A 22,637-nucleotide genomic window follows, 5' to 3' on the forward strand; every position below is an offset into this window, starting at 1 on the left:
TCATTTGTTAAAAAAAATGCATAATATATTGTAATTTATTGACGAAAGTGGAAAAATATTCACAAATGTATAAAATAACAGAAAAAATGCAAAAATAAGTTCAATTTTATTTGTTATAAAATCTATATGGCAAAGTTAAATCTGCCTATCAGAATGATATAAACACATCAGAAAGGAGGATGCTATCAAATAATATGAGTAGTTAATTTTGATAGCGAAGAATTATGAATGAACAAACTAGAATATCCTTAGAGAGAGCTGCTGAACTAAAATCAAAAATTGATGATTATATTCAGGCTAGAAAAACGATTAACAGAGGGCTTGAAAAAGAAGAAGAGATAAATAAACGAAAACAGAAAATATTAAATTTATTAAATGGAACAGAAGAAGATTGGAATAACTACAAATGGCAATTATCAAATAGAATAACAGACGTAGATACTTTATCAAAAATTATAACTCTAACTAAAAAAGAAAAAGAATATATAAAAGAGGTTGGTACTCAGTTTAGATGGGCGATATCCCCGTATTATTTGAGTCTGATAGACCCAGAAGATATATGCGACCCAATAAAATTACTGGCCATACCAACACATATAGAATTGGAAGATGAGCAAGAAGATTTAGACCCAATGGGAGAAGAGTACACAAATCCAGCAGGATGCATAACAAGAAGATATCCAGATAGACTGATAATAAATGTAACAAATGAGTGTGCTATGTATTGTAGACACTGTCAAAGAAGAAGAAATATTGGTCAACAAGATTCTCACAAGTCAAAAGCTATTATACAAGAGTCTATAGACTATATTAGAGAAAATGAAGAAATAAGAGATGTGTTGGTGACTGGAGGAGATGCTCTTACATTAAAAGATGATTATTTAGAATGGATTCTTAGTCAACTTAAAGAAATACCACATGTTGATTATGTCAGATTAGGAACTAGAACTCTTGTTACAATGCCACAAAGAATTACAGATGAATTTTGTAATATGCTAAAAAAATATCATCCTATATATATAAATACACATTTCAATCATCCAATGGAAATAACTAAAGAATCTAAAGAAGCTTGTGAAAAGCTAGCAAATGCAGGAGTTCCATTAGGAAATCAAGCAGTGTTATTGAATGGTATAAATAATGATAAATTTGTAATGAGATGTTTAAATCAAGAATTATTAAAAATAAGAGTAAAACCGTATTATATATTCCAAAGCAAGCATGTAAAGGGAACAAAACATTTTAACACATCAGTGGATGATGGTCTTGAAATAATGGAGTATCTAAGAGGATATACATCAGGAATGGCTATACCAACATATATAGTTAACGCTCCAAAAGGAGGAGGAAAAACTCCATTACTTCCACAATACCTTGTATCAAAAGGAACAGATTATGTTATGCTTAGAACATGGGAAGGTAAAGTTGTAAAAATGGAAGATGAACCTGCTGTAGATATAAAGAAACTTATAAAAGAGCAAGCTCAAGATTAATAAATATTTAAATTGCAAAAAAAAGAAACAACTTTAAAATAAAAATAAAATGGATGCTAAATTTATATCAATTTGCATCCATTTTTTATTAGTTATTTATTATTTTGTTGTTGATTAACTAATTCAAGATATCCACTTGGGTGGAAGTAATATATCTCAGAAGTATTTTCATTTACAAAGTAACCGATGTCACCATCTGCATCTGGTAAAAATACATAACCGTTAAGATTTTTAGCTTTTAGTGCTTCGAAATCGCTAGCATTTCCTTGATATATGTAATCAACTTCATTGTTGTATTTTATTAAAAGTTCTTTAGCTTGTTCTTGAGTCAATTTAGTATTTTGGCTTACAGGAACATTCTTTTGTGAATCAGCATAAGAAGATTCATTTACTGGTGCAGTTAATAACAAACAAGATAAAACTAATAAAGATATAAGTGCTTTTTTCATACTAAAACCCTCTTTCGTGTTTAATTATATAAGATTCATTACTTAATAATATTGTATGTTTCCTATAATTAAATATTACCATTAAAGAGAATAATATTACAGTTACACAGCTGTAACCTTTGATTACAAAATCGTAATTAAATTGTATTTTTATTCCATCTGTATTTTATCATGTCTACGATTTACAAATTCACAGAAATATATCTTTATAACACCCATCACAGGGGCTGATAGAATCATGCCTGGTATACCAAAAAATCCTCCTCCAACAGTAACTGCTAGTATTGTAAAAAATGGACTAAGACCTAGTTGTCCACCTACGATTTTTGGTTCTATAAATGTAACTTCAACTTGCTGAATTATTATTAAATAAATCAAAGAAGTTAGTGCAGTTGTTGGATTAGAGAATAAATTAATTATTACAACTGGTGCCATACCTATTACTGGACCAAAATATGGAACCATATTCATAACACCCATAAGCGTACCAAATAACAGTGCATATTCAGATTTTAAAAAGTAAAGACCAATTCCAGAAAGTACTCCAACTATAAAAGAGTCTAGAATCTTTCCTGTAAAGTATTTACCAATATTCATGTTTAAGCTCTGACATAATTCTATTATAAAATCTCCATACTTTTTACCCAAAGAAATATAAACTATCTTCTTCGTAAATAATAAGAATTTTTCTTTTTCTAATAATATATAGAAACAAATTATAAAACCTAAAAGAAATTGTACTATAAATTTTCCAACAGAGAATGTAGTACTAAATATTCCTCCAAGTGAGCCAATAAGTAAGTTACTAAACTTAGGCATTACACTCATAATTTTGTCACCATATTCTTTTAGTGTGTTAGGGTCTACTGATTGTAAACTTTTACCTAAATCAAATAAAAACTGCTCTGTTTTATCTATATATGTAGGAACTTGAGATACCAAATCAGCTAAACTATTTACTATGGATGGAACTGTAAATAGTATAAAGGCAATTAGTATAACTATGAGTACACCATAAGTAAGAAGTAATGAGTATATTCTCTTAAAATTTAGTTTGCTTTCCAAAAACTTTACTAATGGATTGAATATATATGCTAATATAAATGCTATTATAAATGGTGTCAATAGTGACATTAATAGACTTACCATTCCAAAAAAGTATTTATAATTATCAATAACTTTAATTAAGATATATGAAACAACCACCGTAAGTACAATATTTAAATAAATTTTTTTATCTTGCAAAACAACACAACCTTTCTTATATTTGTTAAATTTTAAAATATCTAAATTTAAGTTCAAGTTAATATTTATAGCTTATTATACAATAAAAAGCAGTATTAATATAGTATGATTAATATGAAATTATAAATACATTAAAATTTTATATTTATGATTAAAAATGATGAAAATTAATTAAGTTATGTTTATATATAACTTAATTCTAAAAAAAGTGATATTCTCGGTTAAAGTAAGTTTATTATAATTTAAATTTTGTATAAGATACTCTCTTTTCATGCTTTTTTAAATATATATTTCATTTAATTATGACAAATAAAGATAAAATTTAAATATTTTAGAGGTAATTTTACTTGGATATAGAATTTTAGAATAATACTATACAAATGTATTGTCTTATTATTTTTTATATTAAAAATAGTAATAAAGTCTCTATATACATTTAGAAAATTATTGTTTAAAAGGAGTAGAACTTATGATAAAAAAAGAAATAGGTAATTTTAAAGGTACTAGTGATTATGTGGTATCACCAGAATTAATGGCATCAGTTAATGTTGCTATTGCTCTTGAAAAACCACTTTTGATTAAAGGTGAACCTGGAACAGGTAAGACCATGCTTGCACAAGCGATTTCAAATGAACTAAAAAAAGATTTAGTAATTTGGAATATAAAGTCAACTACAAAAGCTCAAGATGGTCTTTATGTATATGATACTGTTCAAAGACTCTATGACAGTCAATTTGGAGGAGAAGGAGTAGACGATATTAGTAAGTACATAAAATATGGTAAATTAGGAGAAGCATTTAGTTCAAAGCAACAAGTAATTCTTTTAATAGATGAAATAGATAAAGCAGACCTAGAATTTCCAAATGACCTGCTTTGGGAATTAGATAAAATGGAGTTTTACATAAATGAAACAAAAGAAACTGTAAAGGCTAAACAAAGACCTATAGTTATTATAACTTCAAATGCAGAAAAAGAACTTCCAGATGCATTTTTGAGAAGATGTATATTCCATTATATAGAATTTCCTGATAAAGAGATGATGGAAGAAATAGTCAAAGTACATTTTGATAAGGTAGAAGAACATCTATTAGAACAAGTAATGACTACTTTTTATTGGATTAGAGGGCTAAAAGAAATACAAAAGAAACCTAGTACATCAGAATTAATAGACTGGATACAAGCATTAACTTTGAGTGGAATTCCTATCGAAAAAATAGAGAAAGAAGTTCCTTTTGCAGGAATACTACTTAAAAATAACGAGGATATTGAATCTATGCAAAGACGTTTATAGTTAATAGGAGCTGGATAATTATGTTTATTAAATTTTTTTATTTATTGAGGGCAAGAGGATTAGATATATCTTTAAATGAATGGATGACTTTAATCGAAGCATTGGACAAAGGTCTCTGTTATTCAAATTTTTCAAATTTCTACTACCTTTGTAGGATGATTTTAATAAAAAGTGAAAGTAATTTTGATAAGTTTGATGCAGTATTTTTAGAGTATTTTAAAGGAATAGAACATCAAGAAGAAATTCCAGAAGAAATTATGAATTGGCTTAATAAAACAGATATAAATTTAGAAGAATTTGAAAGACTAGAACAAAATCCCAATATAAATCTTGATGAATTAAGAGCTAAATTAGAAGAACGTATAAAAGAACAAGATTCTCCACATAATGGAGGTAATTATTGGATAGGAACAGGAGGTACTTCTGAATTAGGGCATTCAGGAAAGGGACAAACTGGTATACGTATAGGTGGAAATTCAACCTATGGGAGAGCTGTTTTGGAAGTTGCAGGAGAAAGAAAATATAGAGACTTTAGAGATGATGAAGTTCTAAATATGCGTCAGTTTCAAGTAGCACTAAAAAGGCTTCGTCAATTTTCTACTAGAATAGATACTCCAAAAACAGAGCTTGACTTGGATAAGACTATTGAAGAGACTTGTAATAATGCAGGGTATTTAAAGTTGTTTTTTGAGAAGCCAAGAAAAAATACAGTGAAGCTTTTATTACTTATGGACTCAGGTGGCTCAATGAGAGGATATAGCACTCTATGTAATACATTATTCCAGTCTGTAAGTAAATCAAACCATTTTAAAGATGTAAAAGTATATTATTTTCATAACTGTATTTATGATAGATTATTTACAACACCTGAATGTTGGCTAAGTAAATCTATTGATACTGAATGGATATTACAAAATATAGATAAAAACTATAAAGTTATAATTGTGGGAGATGCTTCCATGTCACCTACTGAGTTACTTAATATTGGTGGTAATTATCGTGGACCATACAATTATACTCCTGGAATAGAATGGCTAAAAATATTTAAAAGAAAGTATAGTAAAATAGTATGGTTGAATCCAGAATTGAGAGATGGATGGGATTCAATTAGTTATTGGTATCAGACTCAAAGATTAATACAAGGTGAATTTAATATGTTTCCATTAACTGTAAAAGGTTTGGAGAAAGCACTAAAAAATTTAATGGTGTCAAGGTAAAATAAATAATAATGAGGCTGTCTCAAAATAGAGATAAGCCTCTTTTTAATTGTTGAAATAATAAAAATATATCTGATTTCATACAAAAAAGGGTGTAATGAACTAAAAAACTAAAGTATTTATAAATAGTATATACTATTTAGAAGATATGTTTGCATAAATGAAATTTAAAAATTATATACTCTGATACATTTTAGAACTACAGAAAACATATACATTAATAATAATTTTAGAAATCGAGGTGATTATAATAAATTATGAATTAATTGTAAAATACAATGGAGATATATTGAAATTAGAACAAGAATTAGGAGTTTCAGTAGAGATACTTAATTCATCATATGCGATAATAACATCAAATAATGAAGAAGATGTAAATACACTTTTAACTTATCCAGAAATTGAATTTATAGAAAAACCTTTCATATTACAGACTCAGGATGTTCAAAGTTTTTCAAGCACAGGAATAACAGGGTTTAAGAATAGAACTGGATTAACTGGAAAAGGAACTATAATTGGTATAATCGATTCGGGAATAGATTATACTCTACCTGTATTTAGAGATAGTGATGGAAGGTCTAAAATATTATATTATTGGGACCAATCTATTCAGGGAAATCCACCAGAGGGTTTTAGAGAGGGGACATTATATACTAATGAAGATATAAATAATGCAATAGATGGAAATATGTATATACCTATTTCAACAACCAGTTTACATGGGACACATGTTGGAGGTATCTGTGCAACTATTGCAAGTGATGCTAGGATAATAGTGGTGAGAGTAGGAAATATACAGACAGATGTTTTTTCAAGAAGTACAGAGTTCATGAGGGCAATTAAATTTATTTTAGATAGGGCATTAGAATTAAGAATGCCTGTTACGCTAAACATAAGTTATGGAAGTAATGAAGGCTCACATAGGGGAACATCCTTATTTGAACAATATATAGATGATATGTGTTTATTTTGGAAAAATAATATAGTTGTAGCAGCTGGAAATAATGCAGATAAAGGTGGTCATAAAAGGATTAGACTGCGAAATAATATTACAGAAGAAGTTGAGTTTGTAGTTGGAGAAGGAGAACGTATATTAAATATAAATATATGGCCAGATTTTGTTGATGACTTTAGTGTACATTTGGTAAGTCCATCAAATACTCAAACACAATCAATTTCTCTGACTTCAGGCGAAATAAGAAATACTTTGGGAGAAACTAGAGTAACTGGTTATTTTTATCCTATAGCACCATATTCTCTCACAAGGAGAGTGACCTTGCAATTAAGTTCAAATACACAAATAAATCCAGGTTTATGGAGAATTATATTTGAACCAATAGACATTGTAACTGGTAATGTAAACATATATTTGCCAACTTCTGAAGGATTAAATAGAAATACTAGATTTCTGATTCCTACTCAAGAACTTACTGTAACAGTTCCTGGGACAGCAAGTAGAGTTATAACAGTAGGTAGTTTTAATTCAAGAACAGATATAGTATCCATTTTTTCTGGGGAAGGAGATACACAATTAGGTGTATTTAAGCCAGATTTATTGGCTCCAGGAGAAGATATAATATCTTTTTTACCAGGAGGTACAAGTGGAGCATTAAGTGGAACTAGTATGGCTACTCCTCATGTTACAGGTGTCTGTTCATTATTTATGGAGTGGGGAATTGTAAATGGAAATGATTTATTTTTATACTCTCAGAAATTAAGAGCATTGCTTTTAAAAGGGGCAAGAAGATTAACTAATCAATCTTACCCAAACAATTCATCAGGTTTTGGATTTTTAAGTTTAGCAGATATAGATTTATACACCTTATCTAATATAAATCAAGACTTGGAGACTGATGGTATTGTATATAGAAGTGTTAACAAATCATTTAAAGATGAAGAAAATAATTATAAACTTATAGATGGTTATAATAATATAAAAAATGATATTAGCTTAGATAGTTTTTGTAATGAGGATATGAATAGACAAACTGGGGTTCTGGCAGGAATAAATATAATTCATACTCCTGAATTTGAAAGTGAATTAAATGCTTTAGGTATGGGCTCTAATTTTATTAAATTAAGCGATTCATTAGGCATATTACCTATAGATGCTTCTGATTATAATAGTATACAAAGGATATTGGAACTTCCATCAATTATAAGGTCAGAATCAACTATAAAGATGTCATTACTTGGAACTATTAATCAAGGGACTTTTGGTGGTATAGTTGCAACAGAAGAGATAGGTGTAAATTTCTTTAAAAACAATCCAAATATTACAATAACAGGAAGGGGTACTCTAATAGCGATTGCAGATACAGGAATAGACTATCTACATAAAGATTTTATTTATCCAGATGGAACTTCAAAGATAGTATATTTATGGGATCAAACCAAAGAAGGAAGTCCGCCTGAAGGTTTTTATATTGGAACAGAATATACACGAGAAGATATAAATCGAGCTATTGCAAATAATGACCCTAGTCTATCTCAGGATGAGGTTGGTCAAGGAACAATGCTTAGTGGTATATGTGCAGGATTGGGAAATGTAAATAGTGAATATGCAGGGATAGCAGAAGATGCAGAATTAATAATAATAAAACTTGGTAAGATAGATGGTTTTTATAATAGTGCAATGCTATTTGCTGCGTCTCAATATGCATATAAAAAAGCTTTTGAACTTGGAAGACCATTAGTTATAAATGTATCTTTGGGTAGTAGTAGTCTAGCTGGCTTAACTAATAGGAGTAATAGTGAAAAAGCTTTCTTTACAAGAGGTCTATGCATAACAGCAGGGGCAGGAAATGAGGGCAATACACAAACACATACATCTGGAAGGATACTACATGAAGATGGCTCTGTTGATATTGAGTTGGAGTTAAGTGAAGATGAAGAAGAATTATCATTAGAACTTTGGTTAAACAAGCCAGATAAGGCAGATGTAGTAATAGTATCACCTTCAGGTGAAGAGAGTAAAAGTGTAGGTGTATCAAGTTACAATAGAGTTACTGGTTTATTTGATTTAGAAGGAACTGATTATTTTATAACATATGTATATCCAACTACTTTTTCAGGTCAGCAGTTCACTAATATTACCTTGAAAAATGCTAAAAGAGGCCTTTGGAAAATCAGATTAATTGGGGTTTATATTATAAATGGTATATATAACTTGTATTTACCAAATAGAGTGCTTCTAAAAAGTGGAACTAGATTTAGACAAGTTGACCCTTTTTTTACTATAAATTATCCAGCTATTCAAGATGATTTAATAACTGTAGGAGCATATAACACTATCAACAATAGTTTATGGCAAAGCTCATCAAGAGGGCCAACCATTGAAAATAGATTGAAGCCAGATTTAGTGGCACCAGGAGTAAATATAATAGCAGCTTATCCTGGAAATAAATATGCAACTATAACTGGCACAGCAGCAGCAAGTGCACACGTTGCAGGAGCTGCTGCAATGTATTTTCAATATACTTTTGCTGATGGTAGATATCCAAATCAAGCATATGTTCAAAAAGTAAAAACATTTATGCAAGCTGGGGCTAAGAAAAATTTAAATACAGTATATCCAAATACAAGTGCCGGATATGGTTCTTTAGATGTTAGGGGTATGTTTGATGTGTTAAGGTAGGAGGGATTTATGGAAAAATCTTATTGTATAATTTATCAAGGCGATATAGAAACTGCACTCCAAGAAAATGGTATAAATAGGTATATGGTTTTAAATAGCCAGCTTGCAGTAATATATGTACCTATGGATTTTGATGAAACTATTTTAAATAACATATTGCAAGTAGCATGGTGGGAAGAGTCAGCTCCCATGAGTAGTTTGATTGATATAACTAACAATGTAAATAACGGAGAAACTATCACTACAGCTGCCGAAACTGAATATATCTATGAAAATCCATACAATGATATAACAGGAAGAGGAATCCTACTGGCAGTTATAGATTCAGGCATAGATTACTTACATCCTGACTTTATAAATGCGGATGGAAGTAGTAAAGTTTTAAAACTATGGGACCAAGAAGCAAATACAAATCCACCTCCAGAAGGTTTTATTTTTGGAAGTGAATTTACAAGAAGTGAGTTAAATATAGCTATAAGTAGAAATGATGGGAGTTTAAGTCAAGATAATATAGGTACTGGAACTTTGGCTTCTGGTATATTGGTTGGAAATGGAAGGGTAAATTCACAGTATAGAGGTATTACTACAGAATCAGACTTAATAGTGGTTAAATTAAAATCATATGTGGATACTTATTACACTGGAAGGATAAATTACAGTGTTTCAGATTTTCTAGCTGCTATAACATATGTCACTAATATAGCAAGAACAGAAAATAAGCCTATAATAATAAATTTAACTATTGGAGTTAAATCAGGTGCTGTAGCAACTACTTCAATATTAGATACTTTTAATCTATTGAGTAGTGCTGGTGTGGTAGTAGTGAGTGGTGCAGGTAATCAAGGCAATACAGATATTCATTATTCTGGAAGATTTAGTAGTGTAGGTGAAGTACAAGATGTAATAATACAAGATGGAGATGACTATGCACTTGATATAACACTAAATACGAATGGTCCAGATAAGATAGGAGCACAGATAATATCTCCTTCAGGTGAAGTTAGTCATGATATAAGATATTCTCCAGACTTTTATGTATATAGAGGAAAATTCAACTTAGAAAATACTACTTATGCAATGCGATTTATTTATCCATATATCACTTCTGGAAAAGAAAACTTGGAGATAAAGTTAAGAGATATAAAACCTGGAGTATGGACTTTAAGATTGACTTCAGAACTTATAATAGGAGGAGAATATGATATATATTTACCGAATAAAAACCTGATAGCTCCAGATACAAGATTTCTGGACCCTGATTCAATTGCGACAATAACGATGTATGCAGCTAGTGATGATGTAATCACAGTGGGTACATTTAACAATAAAACAGATAGTATGTGGATTGGTTCTTCAAAAGGTCCAATTAGAGGAAGAGGAATTAAACCAGATATAGTAGCACCAGGTGTAGACATAATATCTACATACAAAAACGGAACATATAATACAGGAACAGGAACAGGTATTAGTAGTTCTATAGTTACTGGTGTCTTAGCTTTATTAATGGAATATCTAGAAAAACAAGATAATATACCAAGGTTATCATTATTTACACAAGTTTTAAAAACATATTTAATATTGGGAGCAACAAAACTTGATATATATACATATCCTAATGTATCACAAGGATATGGGATTTTAGATTTGAAAAATACAATTCAACAGATAGCAAATACTTTGTAAATAAAAAAGTATCTTTAATTAGTAGTTTAATTTTATTGTATAGTTTGTCATAAAAAAAACTTATATTAAATTTGATTATCTTTTCATAAGTTGGTAAATGCCGATATATCCTGTATCTACAAGGAGTATCGGCATTTTTCTATTCTTTATTATGGAATTGTGACAGTATTCTTCAATCTTAAAACCACATTTTTCCAATACTTTACTTGACCCTCTATTGTAGGAATATACATTAGCATGAATTTTGTTAAGGTTGTATTTTTCAAAGGCAATTTTGCATATTTCTTTTACTGCATTTGTTGCTATCCCTTTGCCCCAATAGTTCCTAGCAAGCTAGTAACCTAATTCAGCATTTTTATTAATAGAGGTATCTTCTTCAAATGTTAGGCAGATACTTCCAATAGCCCTTTCTTGATAAAAAATAGCATAGCTAAGTTGTTTAACATCTGGAGTTGCCAAACAAAAACTAATAAAATCTCTAGCGTTTTGCTCCCTATAAGGGTGGGGGAAGTTGTCACGAAGATTCTTTGCAATTTCTTTATCATTCGCAAACTCAACTAAATCGGTAATATAAGCATAATTCCACTCTATAAGTTCCATTTTTCTTCTCCTTTTATGAAACAGCTACAAGAAATCTTTCTAAGCCAATACCACTTATCAAACAGCGTTCTTTTTTATTTCCAAGCATTTGATAAGTCCAGTCAACAAATCCACCGTCAACTATTTCAACGGTTTCATTTCCTTGTTTGACCAATAATTTGAAATTGATACCTTTATAATAATTATTATCAACATCATCATTATGAATTGATAACTCTATATTAGGAAAAATAAGTTTGATAGTTTCAACCATTCTGTCGAAAAATCCGTCATTATCTTTGTATCCGTTTCTTTTGCGTAGAATAATAGAGAAACGAACATTTTCTATTTCACTTAATATATCTTTATAATAGTTTAAATGCTTTTCTAACAACATTTTTTCACAAGTGTAAGACCCTGTATCTATACCAGATGAAACCATACAATATAAGCCAAAATGTGAATATAAACCTTTACCTACAAAATTTTGTGCTCTTATTGCCCTAGCAGTAGTAGCCATGTGGATAGGTATGGTATTATTTTCTTCTTTTCTTTTTAATTTATCAGCAATAATTATTGCCAACATATTTGAGGGGTCTGCAAGTGTTTCTGTCCCTCGTAGAGCACTTACTACGTTATATTGATCTACGGAGCCAAAAACGCTACAGCTACCTAATGGAGCAGAGGGAGAAAGCATAATCGTCTTGATATCCATATTGAATGCTTTTCTCAATAATTTTGATTCCAAAGCATGAATTTCTTCTGGATCTATACCGCTAGGGATAGTAAATCTATTTAGTTGGTATGACTTTAGAATATCAGTTGCAGTTAAAGTATTTGCTTGTCTATCAAACACTTCTAATAGAAGTGAGTTCAAATCTGATTTTGATAGAGCTGCTAACTTATCAACTATATTCTTATCCCCAATTTTATTTGTAATTCTACTTAAAATATCACTCATAGTTATCCTCCATACTGTTACTTTCAAATTTACTATTCAATGTTTTTTACTTTGGGTTTATTTGATTAAATCTTGAAAATACTGTAATGCAACCCTTTCAGCTTCAACCTTTCGGACAATAGGACTTTGTGATAATTCCTCTCTTAACTCAAGATACAGGTTGATAGTAGCCTGCAATGCATTAACACAGCTTTCATATTCATGGGTAGCAACCGTCTTTTCTAATGCTTCAATATATTGGGGTGCGTCCAATTCAATTTTTCTAACTCCACGAGGTAATTTACCTAAGAGAAGCTGTATTAATGGGGCAAGTACTGATTGTCTTAAAAAAGATAAAAAATCAATTGTTTCAAATAGTTCTCTACGTCCAATCTTAGTGCAAGCGTAATGAACCCAAATCCAAAATCTATCTTCAATCCACTGTAAGTCTGGAGTTGGGAAGTATGCTTCTTTTTTAGAATAAATTTCTGTTATGCAGTTGTTTTCTTCATAGAGAATAGCTGAATCTTCAACCCTATCTAGTAAACCATCTAAGGTTGTAAACTTAAAATCAACATGAAGAACAGGGGAATCATAGAGGGAAATTATCAATCGAGGTTCTCCAACGTGTTCGCCAGTAAAAGCAGAAACTAATGTTCCAAACTGTTCCACAATAAGTAATCTCTCTTCGATAACTTCTTCATAGGATTTATCATCTGCTACAATCAGAAAATCCAAATCAGAATATTCATCTAACGATTTTGTGATATAAGAACCGCTAATTGCAAGTCCTATTATCCTACTATCTCTTTTTGAAAATTCTAATACGTTTTGTATCATTTCCTGTTGTGTTTTAGTCATAATATAACACCTCTCACTTTCTTTTATTAGCTATCAATCCAACATAATTATGCATAGGAGTATTATATAATGAAGAAATAAAAAAAATAGGTCACTTGACCCGAAATAAAAAAGTATTGAATAATTATTATCCAATACTTTTTTGAAATTATACTTATGTTGTAGGAAGATTCTTTAATACCTCTCGCTGATTAATTACACTAAATCTTTTGTTTTCATAAGCAATTAGATGTTCTTGTACACATTCATTTATAGCACGATTAATGCTTCTAATTGGAGCGTTTACTTCGCTAGCAAGCTGTTTTTTGGTAAGCAGATTTAATTCACTTCTATAATAGTGTAAGGATATACACCTCAGAAGTCGTTCTTTAACACTTAAAGATGATAATTCTTCAATTAATTCAGCATTTACAACTAATTTACTAGATATTTCTCGAATCAGAAATTTTGTAGCTTCAAAATCTCCCCTTAACCAGTTTAAAAAATCATCTCTATGAAGTTTATATACATTACAATCTGTGAAAGCGACAATTTCAACGGGTTTTTTCCCATCATTAAATTGTTCCATTTCTCCAAAAAAACTACCACTTCTATAAAGATGAATAGTTGAGATGTTTCCTTTCACATTTAAGATGAATGCTTCTGCAATACCGTCAATCATAAGAATTACATATTCATTTTCTTGCTCAGCAAAAAGAATAGTCTCTTTCTTTTTATACGTTTTTTTAACAAGCTTCTTTTTAATATCTTCATTCATAAAATCAATTAAATGCATATTCATCCCTCCTTACCAAATATTTGATTAAATTATATCATCTTTCAATTAGTTAGGTAAGATAGTAAAAATATATTTACATAGAAACTATTCCATTATTATTTTACAGTTGTCATTTTTCTGCAAAGTAAGCTCAAACTGAGAAAGCTGTGTAACTTTGGTTTCCTTATCAAGGTATTTCACTGTTACAATAGCGGTCACTTGATTGTTAACTTGTGTATAAACAGGATTCACAAGTTCCACAAATACATAATCTTTATTAATTACATCAAGTGCTTGATTACTTACATAGTAAGATAGCTCTTTTTCTGTTGCAGTAGGATAGAGCTTGAAGAATGTGTCTAAGAAACTATTAATTTCCTCTGTTGTATTTGCGTCCACCGTTCCGTCACTATCAGAAAGTACAGGCTCATAGCTTGCCTTTTGTGGCTTGATGTCAATGGTAGGGTTCTTAATAATTACCATATTTCCTACTTCATCTACATAGACAGTAACAGTATAGGTGGAAACGATATTCTTTTTGTTCTCGCCCTCTGAAATCTGTTGTCCTACTGAAAAGAGTACATCATAGGCATTTTCATTGTTCTGTTTCACACTCCTTACTTGAAAGCTGTTGACAATAGAACTAGTAGGAATATCCGAGCGAACCATTTCAGTATTCAACTGTTGTAGGTTTTCAGTCAGATAATTCTTCAAACGTTCAATTCGTTTGTCCTGTGAATCTTGCGACTGTTGCCATGAAAAATATTCCTTGCTAAAGGATTCTACAAAACTCTCAATGCTATTCGTATCAACAACCTGTTTCTCAATGATTTCTTTTGGATTTAAGATACTAGCTAATGTTGTTTGCCAGTCATAGTTTCCAAACTTCACAAGGTCAAAGCCACCAGTGATAACAACTTCTTTTACAGTAGTAGATTGAACCGCAGTATCTACGGTTTGACCTGCATATTTTAACTCAAATGGAATCTTGTTTTGATTCAATACATAACCTGCTGGAGCTGTTTCTTCAAGAGCATAGTATTTTCCTAGCTTAATATTTGAAGAAATAGCTTTTCCGTATTCGTCTGTTGTTATGGTGGTAACTTTCGTACCATCTTCTTTATAGATTCCATAGACTGCACCTTTTAAGGAGTAGTATTGATTGAACATAGTCGTACCAAATTCTTTTCCTGTTTTAGCAAGAAGAACCTGCCCTAATTGTTCTTTGTTATTTAACGTAACTTTGACTGTTTCATTAGGCTTAATAACAACTTTCTTGATTTCTCCTTTGTTGAAATAGCCGTTAGGAGCGGTTACCTCTGTAACGGTTATGTACCCTCTGGAATATAACCACCACCTGTCGTAGTGAAGATTCCAGATTCTACACAGAATACTTTCTTTCCGTCCATCTTCATAACATAAATTGGATTGTGCGTGATTGCATAACCTAAGTGTGGGCTTACTCCTGTATAACTATATTCAGTCGGTTCGTTTAGAACCAATTCACTAGCTGAAACAGAGGTAGGGTTTGTTAAAAACGTACCGCAGACAGTTACTAAAACCATGATATAGGTTGTTAATTTTCTTAATATACTTTTCGATTTTGTTTTCATAGTATTTCCTTTCATAGTAATTTTGCATGAAAAAAGACGCTCAATTAAGAACGCCTGCAAATAGAAAAGGAACACCTTTTTTCGTGTTCCATGTTCTATAAAATATTTAGTTTTTTTTGATACAATACTGATGTGTTAATACCATATCTTTGCATTTCTAGGACTTATCAACGTATCAAGGCTCATTCGGTAGTAGTAAATTAGTAGTAAAATGGCTTTGTTAGTCCTGTATATATGCGGATAGGTACTGTGTTCTAGGGGATAATCAGATTTTTAGTATGTTTTTTATATTAAAAAATAGTACCAAAAATTAATATTAAAATAAAAAGATAGTCGTATATTTTGTAATATGAAATAAAAATTTTGGATAAAAATAGGAATGAATTAGGTATTAAAAATGTATATTATTTATTTAAAAATCATTATAATCTCAACTTATGAATTTAATTTGAAAAATTGCTAAAACTATTACAAAATAAATAATAGAGGTGATAGTTTTGGAAAATAAGAAAGCAAGAGCATTAAAAGGCAAAGATAATAAAAGACTTAGAAGTCCACTTTTAGTTGGAAATGAGTCAACAGCAGCATGGGCTGATGTTGAAAAATTAAAACCTCATAGTAAAGTTTCAATACCTTCACTTAATAGTGTTGAGGAAGCCAAAGATTGGGTTGACAATGGAAGTAAGTTATAAAAATTGTAAGATTCAATGATAAAAATAAGTATTTATTGTAATTTTGTAGAGTAGTATTGGCTTGTAGACTTATATCTAGTTTGATGAACAATGTGCTACTCTACTTTTTTTATAAATAGCAATCAGTATCAATTTCATAAATTTATTGACTAAAAATTTATAAATTGGTATAATTTTGTTAATTAGCGGAAATAATAAAAGATAAATACTGTGAAGAGAAGAGTAGATATAAAATGTAGTTTTAGCGAGTTGAGGACGGTGAGAGCTCAATACGAGGTTTATATTGAAGAACATCTTGGAGTTTCTAATCGAAAGCTTGTTTAGCAAGTAGACTTAGACGGAAGGCACCGTTATAGGCTTTAAGCATTGCTTAACTAAGAGGTCATTTATGACAATTAGGGTGGTACCGCGAGAGTAATAGTCTTTCGTCCCTTTATATAGGGATGAAGGGCTTTTTTTTATTGAAATTATATTTATAAGAAATTAATAATAATTATACTAGGAGGATTTAAAATGCAAAAGGAATTTATAACAGTAAAAGAATTGTACAGAGACAAAGAGCAGTACATAGGAAAAACTGTAAAAGTAGCTGGATGGATAAGAACATCTAGAGTATCTAAGAACTTTGGATTTATAGAGTTAAATGATGGAAGCTTTTTTAAGAATATGCAAATAGTATTTGATGAGAAAGTAGAAAATTTTAAAGAAATAGGAAAATTAGCAATAAGCTCATCTATATTTGTGGAAGGTGAATTGGTATCTACAGAAGGAGCTAAACAACCTGTAGAGATACATGCAAAAAGTATAGTTGTAGAAGGGGAATCAGATAGTTCATATCCGCTACAAAAGAAAAGACATACACTTGAATACTTAAGAACAATAGCACATTTAAGACCAAGAAGTAATACTTTCTCAGCTGTATTTAGAGTAAGATCAATAGCTGCATATGCTATACACAAGTTTTTCCAAGAAAGAAACTTTGTATATGCACATTCTCCAATCATAACAGGTAGTGACTGTGAAGGTGCAGGAGAAATGTTTAGAATAACAACTATGGATTTAAATGATATTCCAAAAACTGAAGATGGAAAAATAGACTATACTCAAGATTTCTTTGGAAAAGAAGCAAATTTAACAGTTAGTGGACAATTAAATGCTGAAATAATGGCACTTTCTTTTAGAAATGTTTATACTTTTGGACCTACATTTAGAGCTGAAAACTCTTACACAGGAAGACATGCTTCAGAGTTCTGGATGATAGAACCAGAAATAGTTTTTGCAGACCTTGAAGATAACATGGAACTTGCAGAAGATATGATAAAATATGTTATAAGTTATGTTTTAGAAAATGCTCCTGAAGAAATGGAATTCTTTAATAGTTTTATAGATAAAGGATTATTAGAAAGATTAAATAAGATAGTAAACTCTGAATTTGTTAGAATAACATACACTAAAGCAGTAGAGTTATTAATTGAATCAGGTCATGAATTTGAGTATCCAGTTGAATGGGGATGTGACCTTCAAACTGAGCATGAAAGATATATAACAGAGCAAATATACAACTGTCCAGTATTTGTAACTGATTATCCAAAAGATATAAAAGCATTCTATATGAGAATGAATGAAGATGGTAAAACTGTTAGAGCAATGGATTTATTAGTTCCTGGTGTTGGAGAAATAGTTGGGGGTTCTCAAAGAGAAGAAAGAGAAGACGTTTTATTAGATAGAATTCATGAAATGGGATTAAGAGAAGAAGATTACTGGTGGTATTTAGAGCTTAGAAAATTTGGTACTGCTACTCACTCTGGATTTGGTCTTGGATTTGAAAGAATAATTATGTATATGACAGGTATGTCTAATATAAGAGACGTTATACCTTTCCCAAGAACTCCTAAGAATGCTGAATTCTAATAATTATAAATTATAGTACAATTATATAATTTTAAGCATAAAAATAGTAAATAACTTGTATATTATCTAGTTTGGATATATGCAAGTTATTTTTATTGTACTTGTAAACATATGATTTAATTAATTTTATTTTGCAATACAATATAAGTATAAAGTATTCAAGTTAGGAGGGGAATATGATGTGTGAATTTTGTTTTATTGAATTTAATGTTGATAATATTGAAGTATTTAAGAGGATTGAGAATTTATTTTCATATATAGCAAGTATAAAAAATGATTGTGTACAAGTTAATGATTTGGAATATTATATTTTAGAAAGAGTGGAAGATTTTTATTATAGAGAAGAATTAGATTATTTTTGGTGGCCAACAGAAGAAGAAAATAAAATGTTTTGGGAGAAATATAAACAGTTAGATGAAGAAAAAAGACAAGAGTATTTGAAATCTGTTCCGTGGGATTTTGAAACTGTATTTTCTGAAATTGGTATAGGTGATTATACAATAGAAGGTTGTAAAATGATTGAAGAAAAAACTTCAAAACTTTATTTTAATCCCATAGGATATCCTTATGGAGGAAATGAAGTACTTCAAGAAGCATTAAAGGCTTTTGGAGTAGTTATAGTTAATGTGATAGGATAACGTTTGTTGTGATATACTATAAACTATAAAGTGATTTTAGATAATTATGGAAAAAATATAAATGAATTTGTAGGCTAGCTTTATATTACAAATATATAAGGCTATAGTATGAAAATGTGTAAAATGTTAAATATAAAAAATATTTATTACATTATCTATTATATGAGGGGGAGTAAGAATGTCTAAGAAATGGTTATTTATGGTTTTAAGTTTGGTACTTATATGCACAGGTTGTACAAAAAATAATTCTAAAAATAGTCAGGATAAAAGAGATAATTCTCTTATACTATTAAAAAGAGATGAGGATAATTCTGATGGTATGACAGATGTATATATAAAGACACAAGGTAAGGATGAAGAAAAAATAGCATCAGATATACCTATAGATACAAAGAGAGATTATATAAATGGGGAGCAATCTATATTAATTCAGGATAAAGAGAATAATTTGTATAAATACAATTTAAAAAAAGAAAAGGAAAAATTAGCATCAGACTTAATTTCTAGTGAACTTAACTCATATGAATTTATTCCTTCTTCAAAGACTATGGCATATATATCATCAGAAAATTCTTTGTATGTAAAGTATGATGGGAAAGACAAAGAAAAAATAGCCAATGATGTTGTATTATATAAGATATCTCAAGATGGAAAGTATATATATTATGTTAATACAGATGAAGAGTTATATCTATATAAAGAAAATGGAGATAAAGAAAAAATATCAACAGATATAAAAAATTTTGATATTATAAACAATAAAGGCGATGTGATATTTATAAATAATGATGATAATTTATACTTAAAAAGCTTAGATAAAAATGATAAAGTTAAGATTAGTTCGGATGTATCGAATTTATGGGGAGTAAAATCTGATGATGAAGATATTATGTATATAAGTGAGTATAATTATAAAGACTTAAAAGGAGAATTGTATTTATATAAAAATGGAAAAAGTGAAAAAATAGCATCAGATGTTAGGTCTTATAGATATAGAAATAATAAATTTTACTTTATAAATAGTGATGATGAATTATATGAAAAAGAAGTAGGAAAAGACGAATCTAAGAAAATAAAATCTGATATTGATTATATAAGTTTAATTAATGATGGTATTGTATTTATAAATTCTGATGGTGACATATATATCAAGAAAGATAATAAAGAAGAAGAAAAAATAGGAAATGACATGAAAGAAAATTCTAATCTATCTATTATTAATAATGATAAATTACTTTATATTAAATCAAGTGGTGAATTATTTTTAGATAAAGAGAAGATAGCAAGTGATGTGATTGGTTATTCCTTTAATTCAGAGAACATAGTATATTCTAGCAAGAATAAGGAAGTACATTTTTATAATATGAAGACTAAGAAAGATAAAGTTGAAATGAGTAATATACAAAAGTACTCAGAGATTTATTTAGAAAATGAATTGATTTATTCTAAAAATCTAGAGCCAAAAGATTTAAGTGGTTTTTGGAAGGCTGATGAGTATAATATATTTGAGTTTGAAGAACCTGATAAAATAAAACTTTATACTAAAAACCAAGAAGAAGGTAATTATACGATTAAATATGAAGTAGAAAGTTCAGATAGCAATAGTATGGTATTAAAAAGTAAGGATAGTTCATCAAATAAAAAACTGTCTGTAACTAGATATAATAGTAATGAAATTTCATTAGAAGCTGACAAAGTAAGTGGTACACTTAACAAAATTTCCAAAGAAGAAGCTGATAAATTTATCAAAAGCATAAATAATAAAACAAGTGATGAGAGTGATAAAGAAAAAAATAATACAAAGAACAGTAAAAGTGATTCAAATTCAGATTCTAACTCAAAAAGTAAAGAAGTAAGTTATGATGATGATTATATTATATATGATAGTGATTCAAGAGTTTTGACTAGAGAAGAACTCGAGGGTTATAGCAAAGGAGAGTTAGCTTATATAAGAAATGAAATATTTGCAAGATATGGGTATGTGTTTAAAGAAGAGCCATATAAGAGTTATTTTAGTAATAAATCATGGTATCAGCCAGATTATGATATAGGAGCTGATACAGATGTGTTAAATTCTATAGAAAAACAAAATGTTTCGTTGATTAAAGAAATGGAAAATTAGATAATAATATATTTGAAAATATAACTTAGATTTAATGGTATAGCTTATAAATATTAAAATTCAAAATAATTAATATTCAGAAAATAATAAACCTATAAGTGAGACTTAAGTTTAAAAGTCTAATTTATAGGTTTATTTAATAGTGTTTACTTACTGTAAATATAAAAAAATTTTTCCTGAAAAATTTAAGCATGAAGGATTAATACTTTTATTTATATATTTTTTAATAAAATTCCACACAATTACGTCCTTCTTCTTTTGCAGTATATAGAGCTTTATCACAGTAACTTATAAATTCTTCTAATGTTATTTTTTCTTCAATTTTCTTTGTATAAACTCCAATACTAACAGTTACACATTTTGAAGGAACATCATCACGTTCAAAATGGCAATTTTCTATAATTTTTCGTAAACATTCTGATTTAAGTTTAGCATCTTCTTCATCACAGTTGAAAATACATATAAAAAATTCCTCGCCACCATATCGTATAGCATGTGCATTTTCAGAATTTGTAAAATCTAAAATTACTTTAGCGATACTTTGCAAGCAATAATCTCCTTTTTGATGCCCATAGGTATCATTAAATTGCTTGAAGTAATCGATATCTAGCATCATTCCAGTTATAGGTACTTGATTTGCATAGCTGATTAATTTTTTTTGTAGAATATCTTCAAGGTATCTACGATTATTCATTTTAGTTAGTTCATCTATCATAACTTTATGATTAAGTAAATTATTTATATGATATATTTCCTCATATTGTTGGCGAATTAGAAGTTTGTCATAATAAGTAAATACACGACTTCTATATAGCATTGTAGAAACAAAAATAGCAAGTGATGTTATAAAAAAAGTATTAACGATATTACTAAATTCATTACCTGGTATAGTTTGAATTCCAGGTAAGAAAAAGTTAAGAAATAAAAAGCATCCACCAAAAACTATTATTGATTCTCCGAATTTTAATACTGAAAAAGCCGCAGCTGCTAACATAATGTAACTAAATACACTTAAGTCATTTCCACCTAATTGGTCGAGTAGAGTAATTACACATCCCCATAGGCAGAAAAAAGATACATAAATTACCCATAAGTTTATATAAAAAGTGCAATATTCCTTTTTTTTATTCCAAAGATAAGAAAATACAAACATAAAGATTGAAGATACAGAAAACAGTGTTATGTACATACAAAAATACCATTGGCGTCTTGGAGTGGCAAAAGGGCCACCTTCTCTAGCTGATATTGATATAATCATAATTATTTGGGATATTATTATTATTATACAAATGATTTTCCCTGTATGATAAAGATAATTGCAAAGCTCTTTTTCAACGTTTTCTTTATGTTCTTTGTCTAGAGGAAATCCAAAAAATTTTTTTAATTTTTCTAAGTTCATATAAGCCTCCATTAAAAATAAAACATAAAAATAAGTATTCCTTTTCTTTTCTTAGATACTTGGAATACTTTATTAATAACTTAATTATATCAAAATATATTATGTGTAAC

The 22,637-nt window shown here is 29.2% G+C and carries 19 protein-coding genes, 1 pseudogene and 1 other annotated feature; of the genes and pseudogenes, 10 read left to right on the plus strand and 10 right to left on the minus strand.

Translation table 11 applies throughout. The features are described 5' to 3' along the window. The first annotated feature begins 224 nt into the window (after positions 1-224). Positions 225-1,493, plus strand: coding sequence for a glutamate 2,3-aminomutase (gene eam, locus KGF38_RS13995; RefSeq protein WP_054277022.1), 1,269 nt, complete (start codon positions 225-227; stop codon positions 1,491-1,493). Between the two features lie 92 nt (positions 1,494-1,585). On the opposite strand, the gene KGF38_RS14000 is transcribed toward eam, so the two are convergent. Continuing rightward, positions 1,586-1,942, minus strand: a complete 357-nt coding sequence (locus KGF38_RS14000; protein ID WP_054270721.1) for a hypothetical protein — start codon at positions 1,940-1,942, stop codon at positions 1,586-1,588. A 150-nt stretch (positions 1,943-2,092) separates the two neighbouring features. Then, entirely contained in the window at positions 2,093-3,187 is a 1,095-nt protein-coding gene (locus KGF38_RS14005; RefSeq protein WP_054270720.1) for an AI-2E family transporter, read from the minus strand. A gap of 469 nt (positions 3,188-3,656) precedes the next feature. Here KGF38_RS14005 and KGF38_RS14010 point away from each other — a divergent pair, with 469 nt between their 5' ends. From KGF38_RS14010 to cspC, 4 genes are all read left to right on the plus strand, one after another. After that, entirely contained in the window at positions 3,657-4,478 is an 822-nt protein-coding gene (locus tag KGF38_RS14010; protein WP_054270719.1) for an AAA family ATPase, read from the plus strand. Between the two features lie 20 nt (positions 4,479-4,498). Then, on the plus strand, positions 4,499-5,695 hold the full coding sequence (locus tag KGF38_RS14015) for a vWA domain-containing protein (RefSeq protein ID WP_054270718.1): 1,197 nt from the start codon (positions 4,499-4,501) through the stop codon (positions 5,693-5,695). Positions 5,696-5,936: 241 nt separating this feature from the next. Continuing rightward, a complete protein-coding gene (gene cspBA / locus KGF38_RS14020) occupies positions 5,937-9,332 on the plus strand; it encodes a bifunctional germination protease/germinant receptor pseudoprotease CspBA (RefSeq protein ID WP_074179688.1) in 3,396 nt (1,131 codons plus the stop codon). Between the two features lie 9 nt (positions 9,333-9,341). Then, on the plus strand, positions 9,342-11,015 hold the full coding sequence (gene cspC, locus KGF38_RS14025) for a bile acid germinant receptor pseudoprotease CspC (protein WP_074179689.1): 1,674 nt from the start codon (positions 9,342-9,344) through the stop codon (positions 11,013-11,015). Between the two features lie 75 nt (positions 11,016-11,090). Here the strand turns inward: cspC and KGF38_RS14030 are convergent. From KGF38_RS14030 to KGF38_RS14055, 6 genes and pseudogenes are all read right to left on the minus strand, one after another. Continuing rightward, a pseudogene (locus KGF38_RS14030) lies at positions 11,091-11,336 on the minus strand (GNAT family N-acetyltransferase); the annotation flags it as partial. Between the two features lie 12 nt (positions 11,337-11,348). Beyond that, the gene (locus KGF38_RS14035; protein ID WP_227832463.1) at positions 11,349-11,615 is read right to left on the minus strand and encodes a hypothetical protein; all 267 of its coding nucleotides are present in this window, start codon (positions 11,613-11,615) and stop codon (positions 11,349-11,351) included. A 13-nt stretch (positions 11,616-11,628) separates the two neighbouring features. Then, on the minus strand, positions 11,629-12,555 hold the full coding sequence (locus KGF38_RS14040; RefSeq protein ID WP_074179690.1) for a hypothetical protein: 927 nt from the start codon (positions 12,553-12,555) through the stop codon (positions 11,629-11,631). 57 nt (positions 12,556-12,612) lie between these two features. Beyond that, on the minus strand, positions 12,613-13,395 hold the full coding sequence (locus KGF38_RS14045) for an aminoglycoside 6-adenylyltransferase (protein ID WP_054273873.1): 783 nt from the start codon (positions 13,393-13,395) through the stop codon (positions 12,613-12,615). A gap of 154 nt (positions 13,396-13,549) precedes the next feature. Then, complete coding sequence (locus tag KGF38_RS14050; protein WP_009897384.1) at positions 13,550-14,170, minus strand: Crp/Fnr family transcriptional regulator; 621 nt, start codon at positions 14,168-14,170, stop codon at positions 13,550-13,552. An 87-nt stretch (positions 14,171-14,257) separates the two neighbouring features. After that, positions 14,258-15,322 carry a conjugal transfer protein gene (locus KGF38_RS14055; protein ID WP_207644672.1) on the minus strand — a complete coding sequence of 355 codons (1,065 nt, stop codon included), beginning with the start codon at positions 15,320-15,322 and terminating at the stop codon, positions 14,258-14,260. Here KGF38_RS14055 and KGF38_RS14060 point away from each other — a divergent pair. Next, the gene (locus KGF38_RS14060) at positions 15,315-15,452 is read left to right on the plus strand and encodes a hypothetical protein (RefSeq protein WP_207644673.1); all 138 of its coding nucleotides are present in this window, start codon (positions 15,315-15,317) and stop codon (positions 15,450-15,452) included. The two genes, KGF38_RS14055 and KGF38_RS14060, sit on opposite strands and share 8 nt — an antisense overlap. A 28-nt stretch (positions 15,453-15,480) precedes the next feature. On the opposite strand, the gene KGF38_RS14065 is transcribed toward KGF38_RS14060, so the two are convergent. Continuing rightward, positions 15,481-15,654: a hypothetical protein gene (locus KGF38_RS14065; RefSeq protein WP_227832466.1), complete on the minus strand. Its 174-nt coding sequence runs from the start codon at positions 15,652-15,654 to the stop codon at positions 15,481-15,483. A gap of 599 nt (positions 15,655-16,253) precedes the next feature. Here KGF38_RS14065 and KGF38_RS14070 point away from each other — a divergent pair. From KGF38_RS14070 to KGF38_RS14085, 4 genes are all read left to right on the plus strand, one after another. After that, positions 16,254-16,457 carry a CDIF630_02480 family spore surface protein gene (locus tag KGF38_RS14070; protein ID WP_413926757.1) on the plus strand — a complete coding sequence of 68 codons (204 nt, stop codon included), beginning with the start codon at positions 16,254-16,256 and terminating at the stop codon, positions 16,455-16,457. Between the two features lie 201 nt (positions 16,458-16,658). After that, positions 16,659-16,893: a binding site (T-box leader), on the plus strand. Positions 16,894-16,970: 77 nt separating this feature from the next. Then, entirely contained in the window at positions 16,971-18,368 is a 1,398-nt protein-coding gene (gene asnS, locus KGF38_RS14075; protein ID WP_054270713.1) for an asparagine--tRNA ligase, read from the plus strand. Positions 18,369-18,544: 176 nt separating this feature from the next. Next, entirely contained in the window at positions 18,545-19,006 is a 462-nt protein-coding gene (locus KGF38_RS14080; RefSeq protein WP_223195586.1) for a hypothetical protein, read from the plus strand. A 178-nt stretch (positions 19,007-19,184) separates the two neighbouring features. Continuing rightward, positions 19,185-21,128 (plus strand): YARHG domain-containing protein, encoded by a 1,944-nt coding sequence (locus KGF38_RS14085; RefSeq protein ID WP_054270711.1) that lies wholly within the window; start codon positions 19,185-19,187, stop codon positions 21,126-21,128. Between the two features lie 223 nt (positions 21,129-21,351). Here KGF38_RS14085 and KGF38_RS14090 read toward each other — a convergent pair whose 3' ends face one another. Continuing rightward, on the minus strand, positions 21,352-22,527 hold the full coding sequence (locus KGF38_RS14090; RefSeq protein WP_054276989.1) for a GGDEF domain-containing protein: 1,176 nt from the start codon (positions 22,525-22,527) through the stop codon (positions 21,352-21,354). Between the last annotated feature and the right edge of the window lie 110 nt (positions 22,528-22,637).

The sequence above is a fragment of the Clostridioides sp. ZZV14-6387 genome, from assembly GCF_020657835.1.
GTDB classification, from domain to species: Bacteria; Bacillota; Clostridia; order Peptostreptococcales; family Peptostreptococcaceae; genus Clostridioides; species Clostridioides difficile_A.

Excerpts from the sequence above, each read along its gene's own strand:
- eam (WP_054277022.1), top strand. The coding sequence starts at position 225 with ATGAATGAACAAACTAGAATATCCTTAGAGAGAGCTGCTGAACTAAAA.
- KGF38_RS14000 (WP_054270721.1), bottom strand. The coding sequence starts at position 1,942 with ATGAAAAAAGCACTTATATCTTTATTAGTTTTATCTTGTTTGTTATTA.
- KGF38_RS14010 (WP_054270719.1), top strand. The coding sequence starts at position 3,657 with ATGATAAAAAAAGAAATAGGTAATTTTAAAGGTACTAGTGATTATGTG.
- KGF38_RS14015 (WP_054270718.1), top strand. The coding sequence starts at position 4,499 with ATGTTTATTAAATTTTTTTATTTATTGAGGGCAAGAGGATTAGATATA.
- cspC (WP_074179689.1), top strand. The coding sequence starts at position 9,342 with ATGGAAAAATCTTATTGTATAATTTATCAAGGCGATATAGAAACTGCA.
- KGF38_RS14035 (WP_227832463.1), bottom strand. The coding sequence starts at position 11,615 with ATGGAACTTATAGAGTGGAATTATGCTTATATTACCGATTTAGTTGAG.
- KGF38_RS14040 (WP_074179690.1), bottom strand. The coding sequence starts at position 12,555 with ATGAGTGATATTTTAAGTAGAATTACAAATAAAATTGGGGATAAGAAT.
- KGF38_RS14045 (WP_054273873.1), bottom strand. The coding sequence starts at position 13,395 with ATGACTAAAACACAACAGGAAATGATACAAAACGTATTAGAATTTTCA.
- KGF38_RS14050 (WP_009897384.1), bottom strand. The coding sequence starts at position 14,170 with ATGCATTTAATTGATTTTATGAATGAAGATATTAAAAAGAAGCTTGTT.
- KGF38_RS14055 (WP_207644672.1), bottom strand. The coding sequence starts at position 15,322 with ATGTTCAATCAATACTACTCCTTAAAAGGTGCAGTCTATGGAATCTAT.
- asnS (WP_054270713.1), top strand. The coding sequence starts at position 16,971 with ATGCAAAAGGAATTTATAACAGTAAAAGAATTGTACAGAGACAAAGAG.
- KGF38_RS14080 (WP_223195586.1), top strand. The coding sequence starts at position 18,545 with ATGATGTGTGAATTTTGTTTTATTGAATTTAATGTTGATAATATTGAA.
- KGF38_RS14085 (WP_054270711.1), top strand. The coding sequence starts at position 19,185 with ATGTCTAAGAAATGGTTATTTATGGTTTTAAGTTTGGTACTTATATGC.
- KGF38_RS14090 (WP_054276989.1), bottom strand. The coding sequence starts at position 22,527 with ATGAACTTAGAAAAATTAAAAAAATTTTTTGGATTTCCTCTAGACAAA.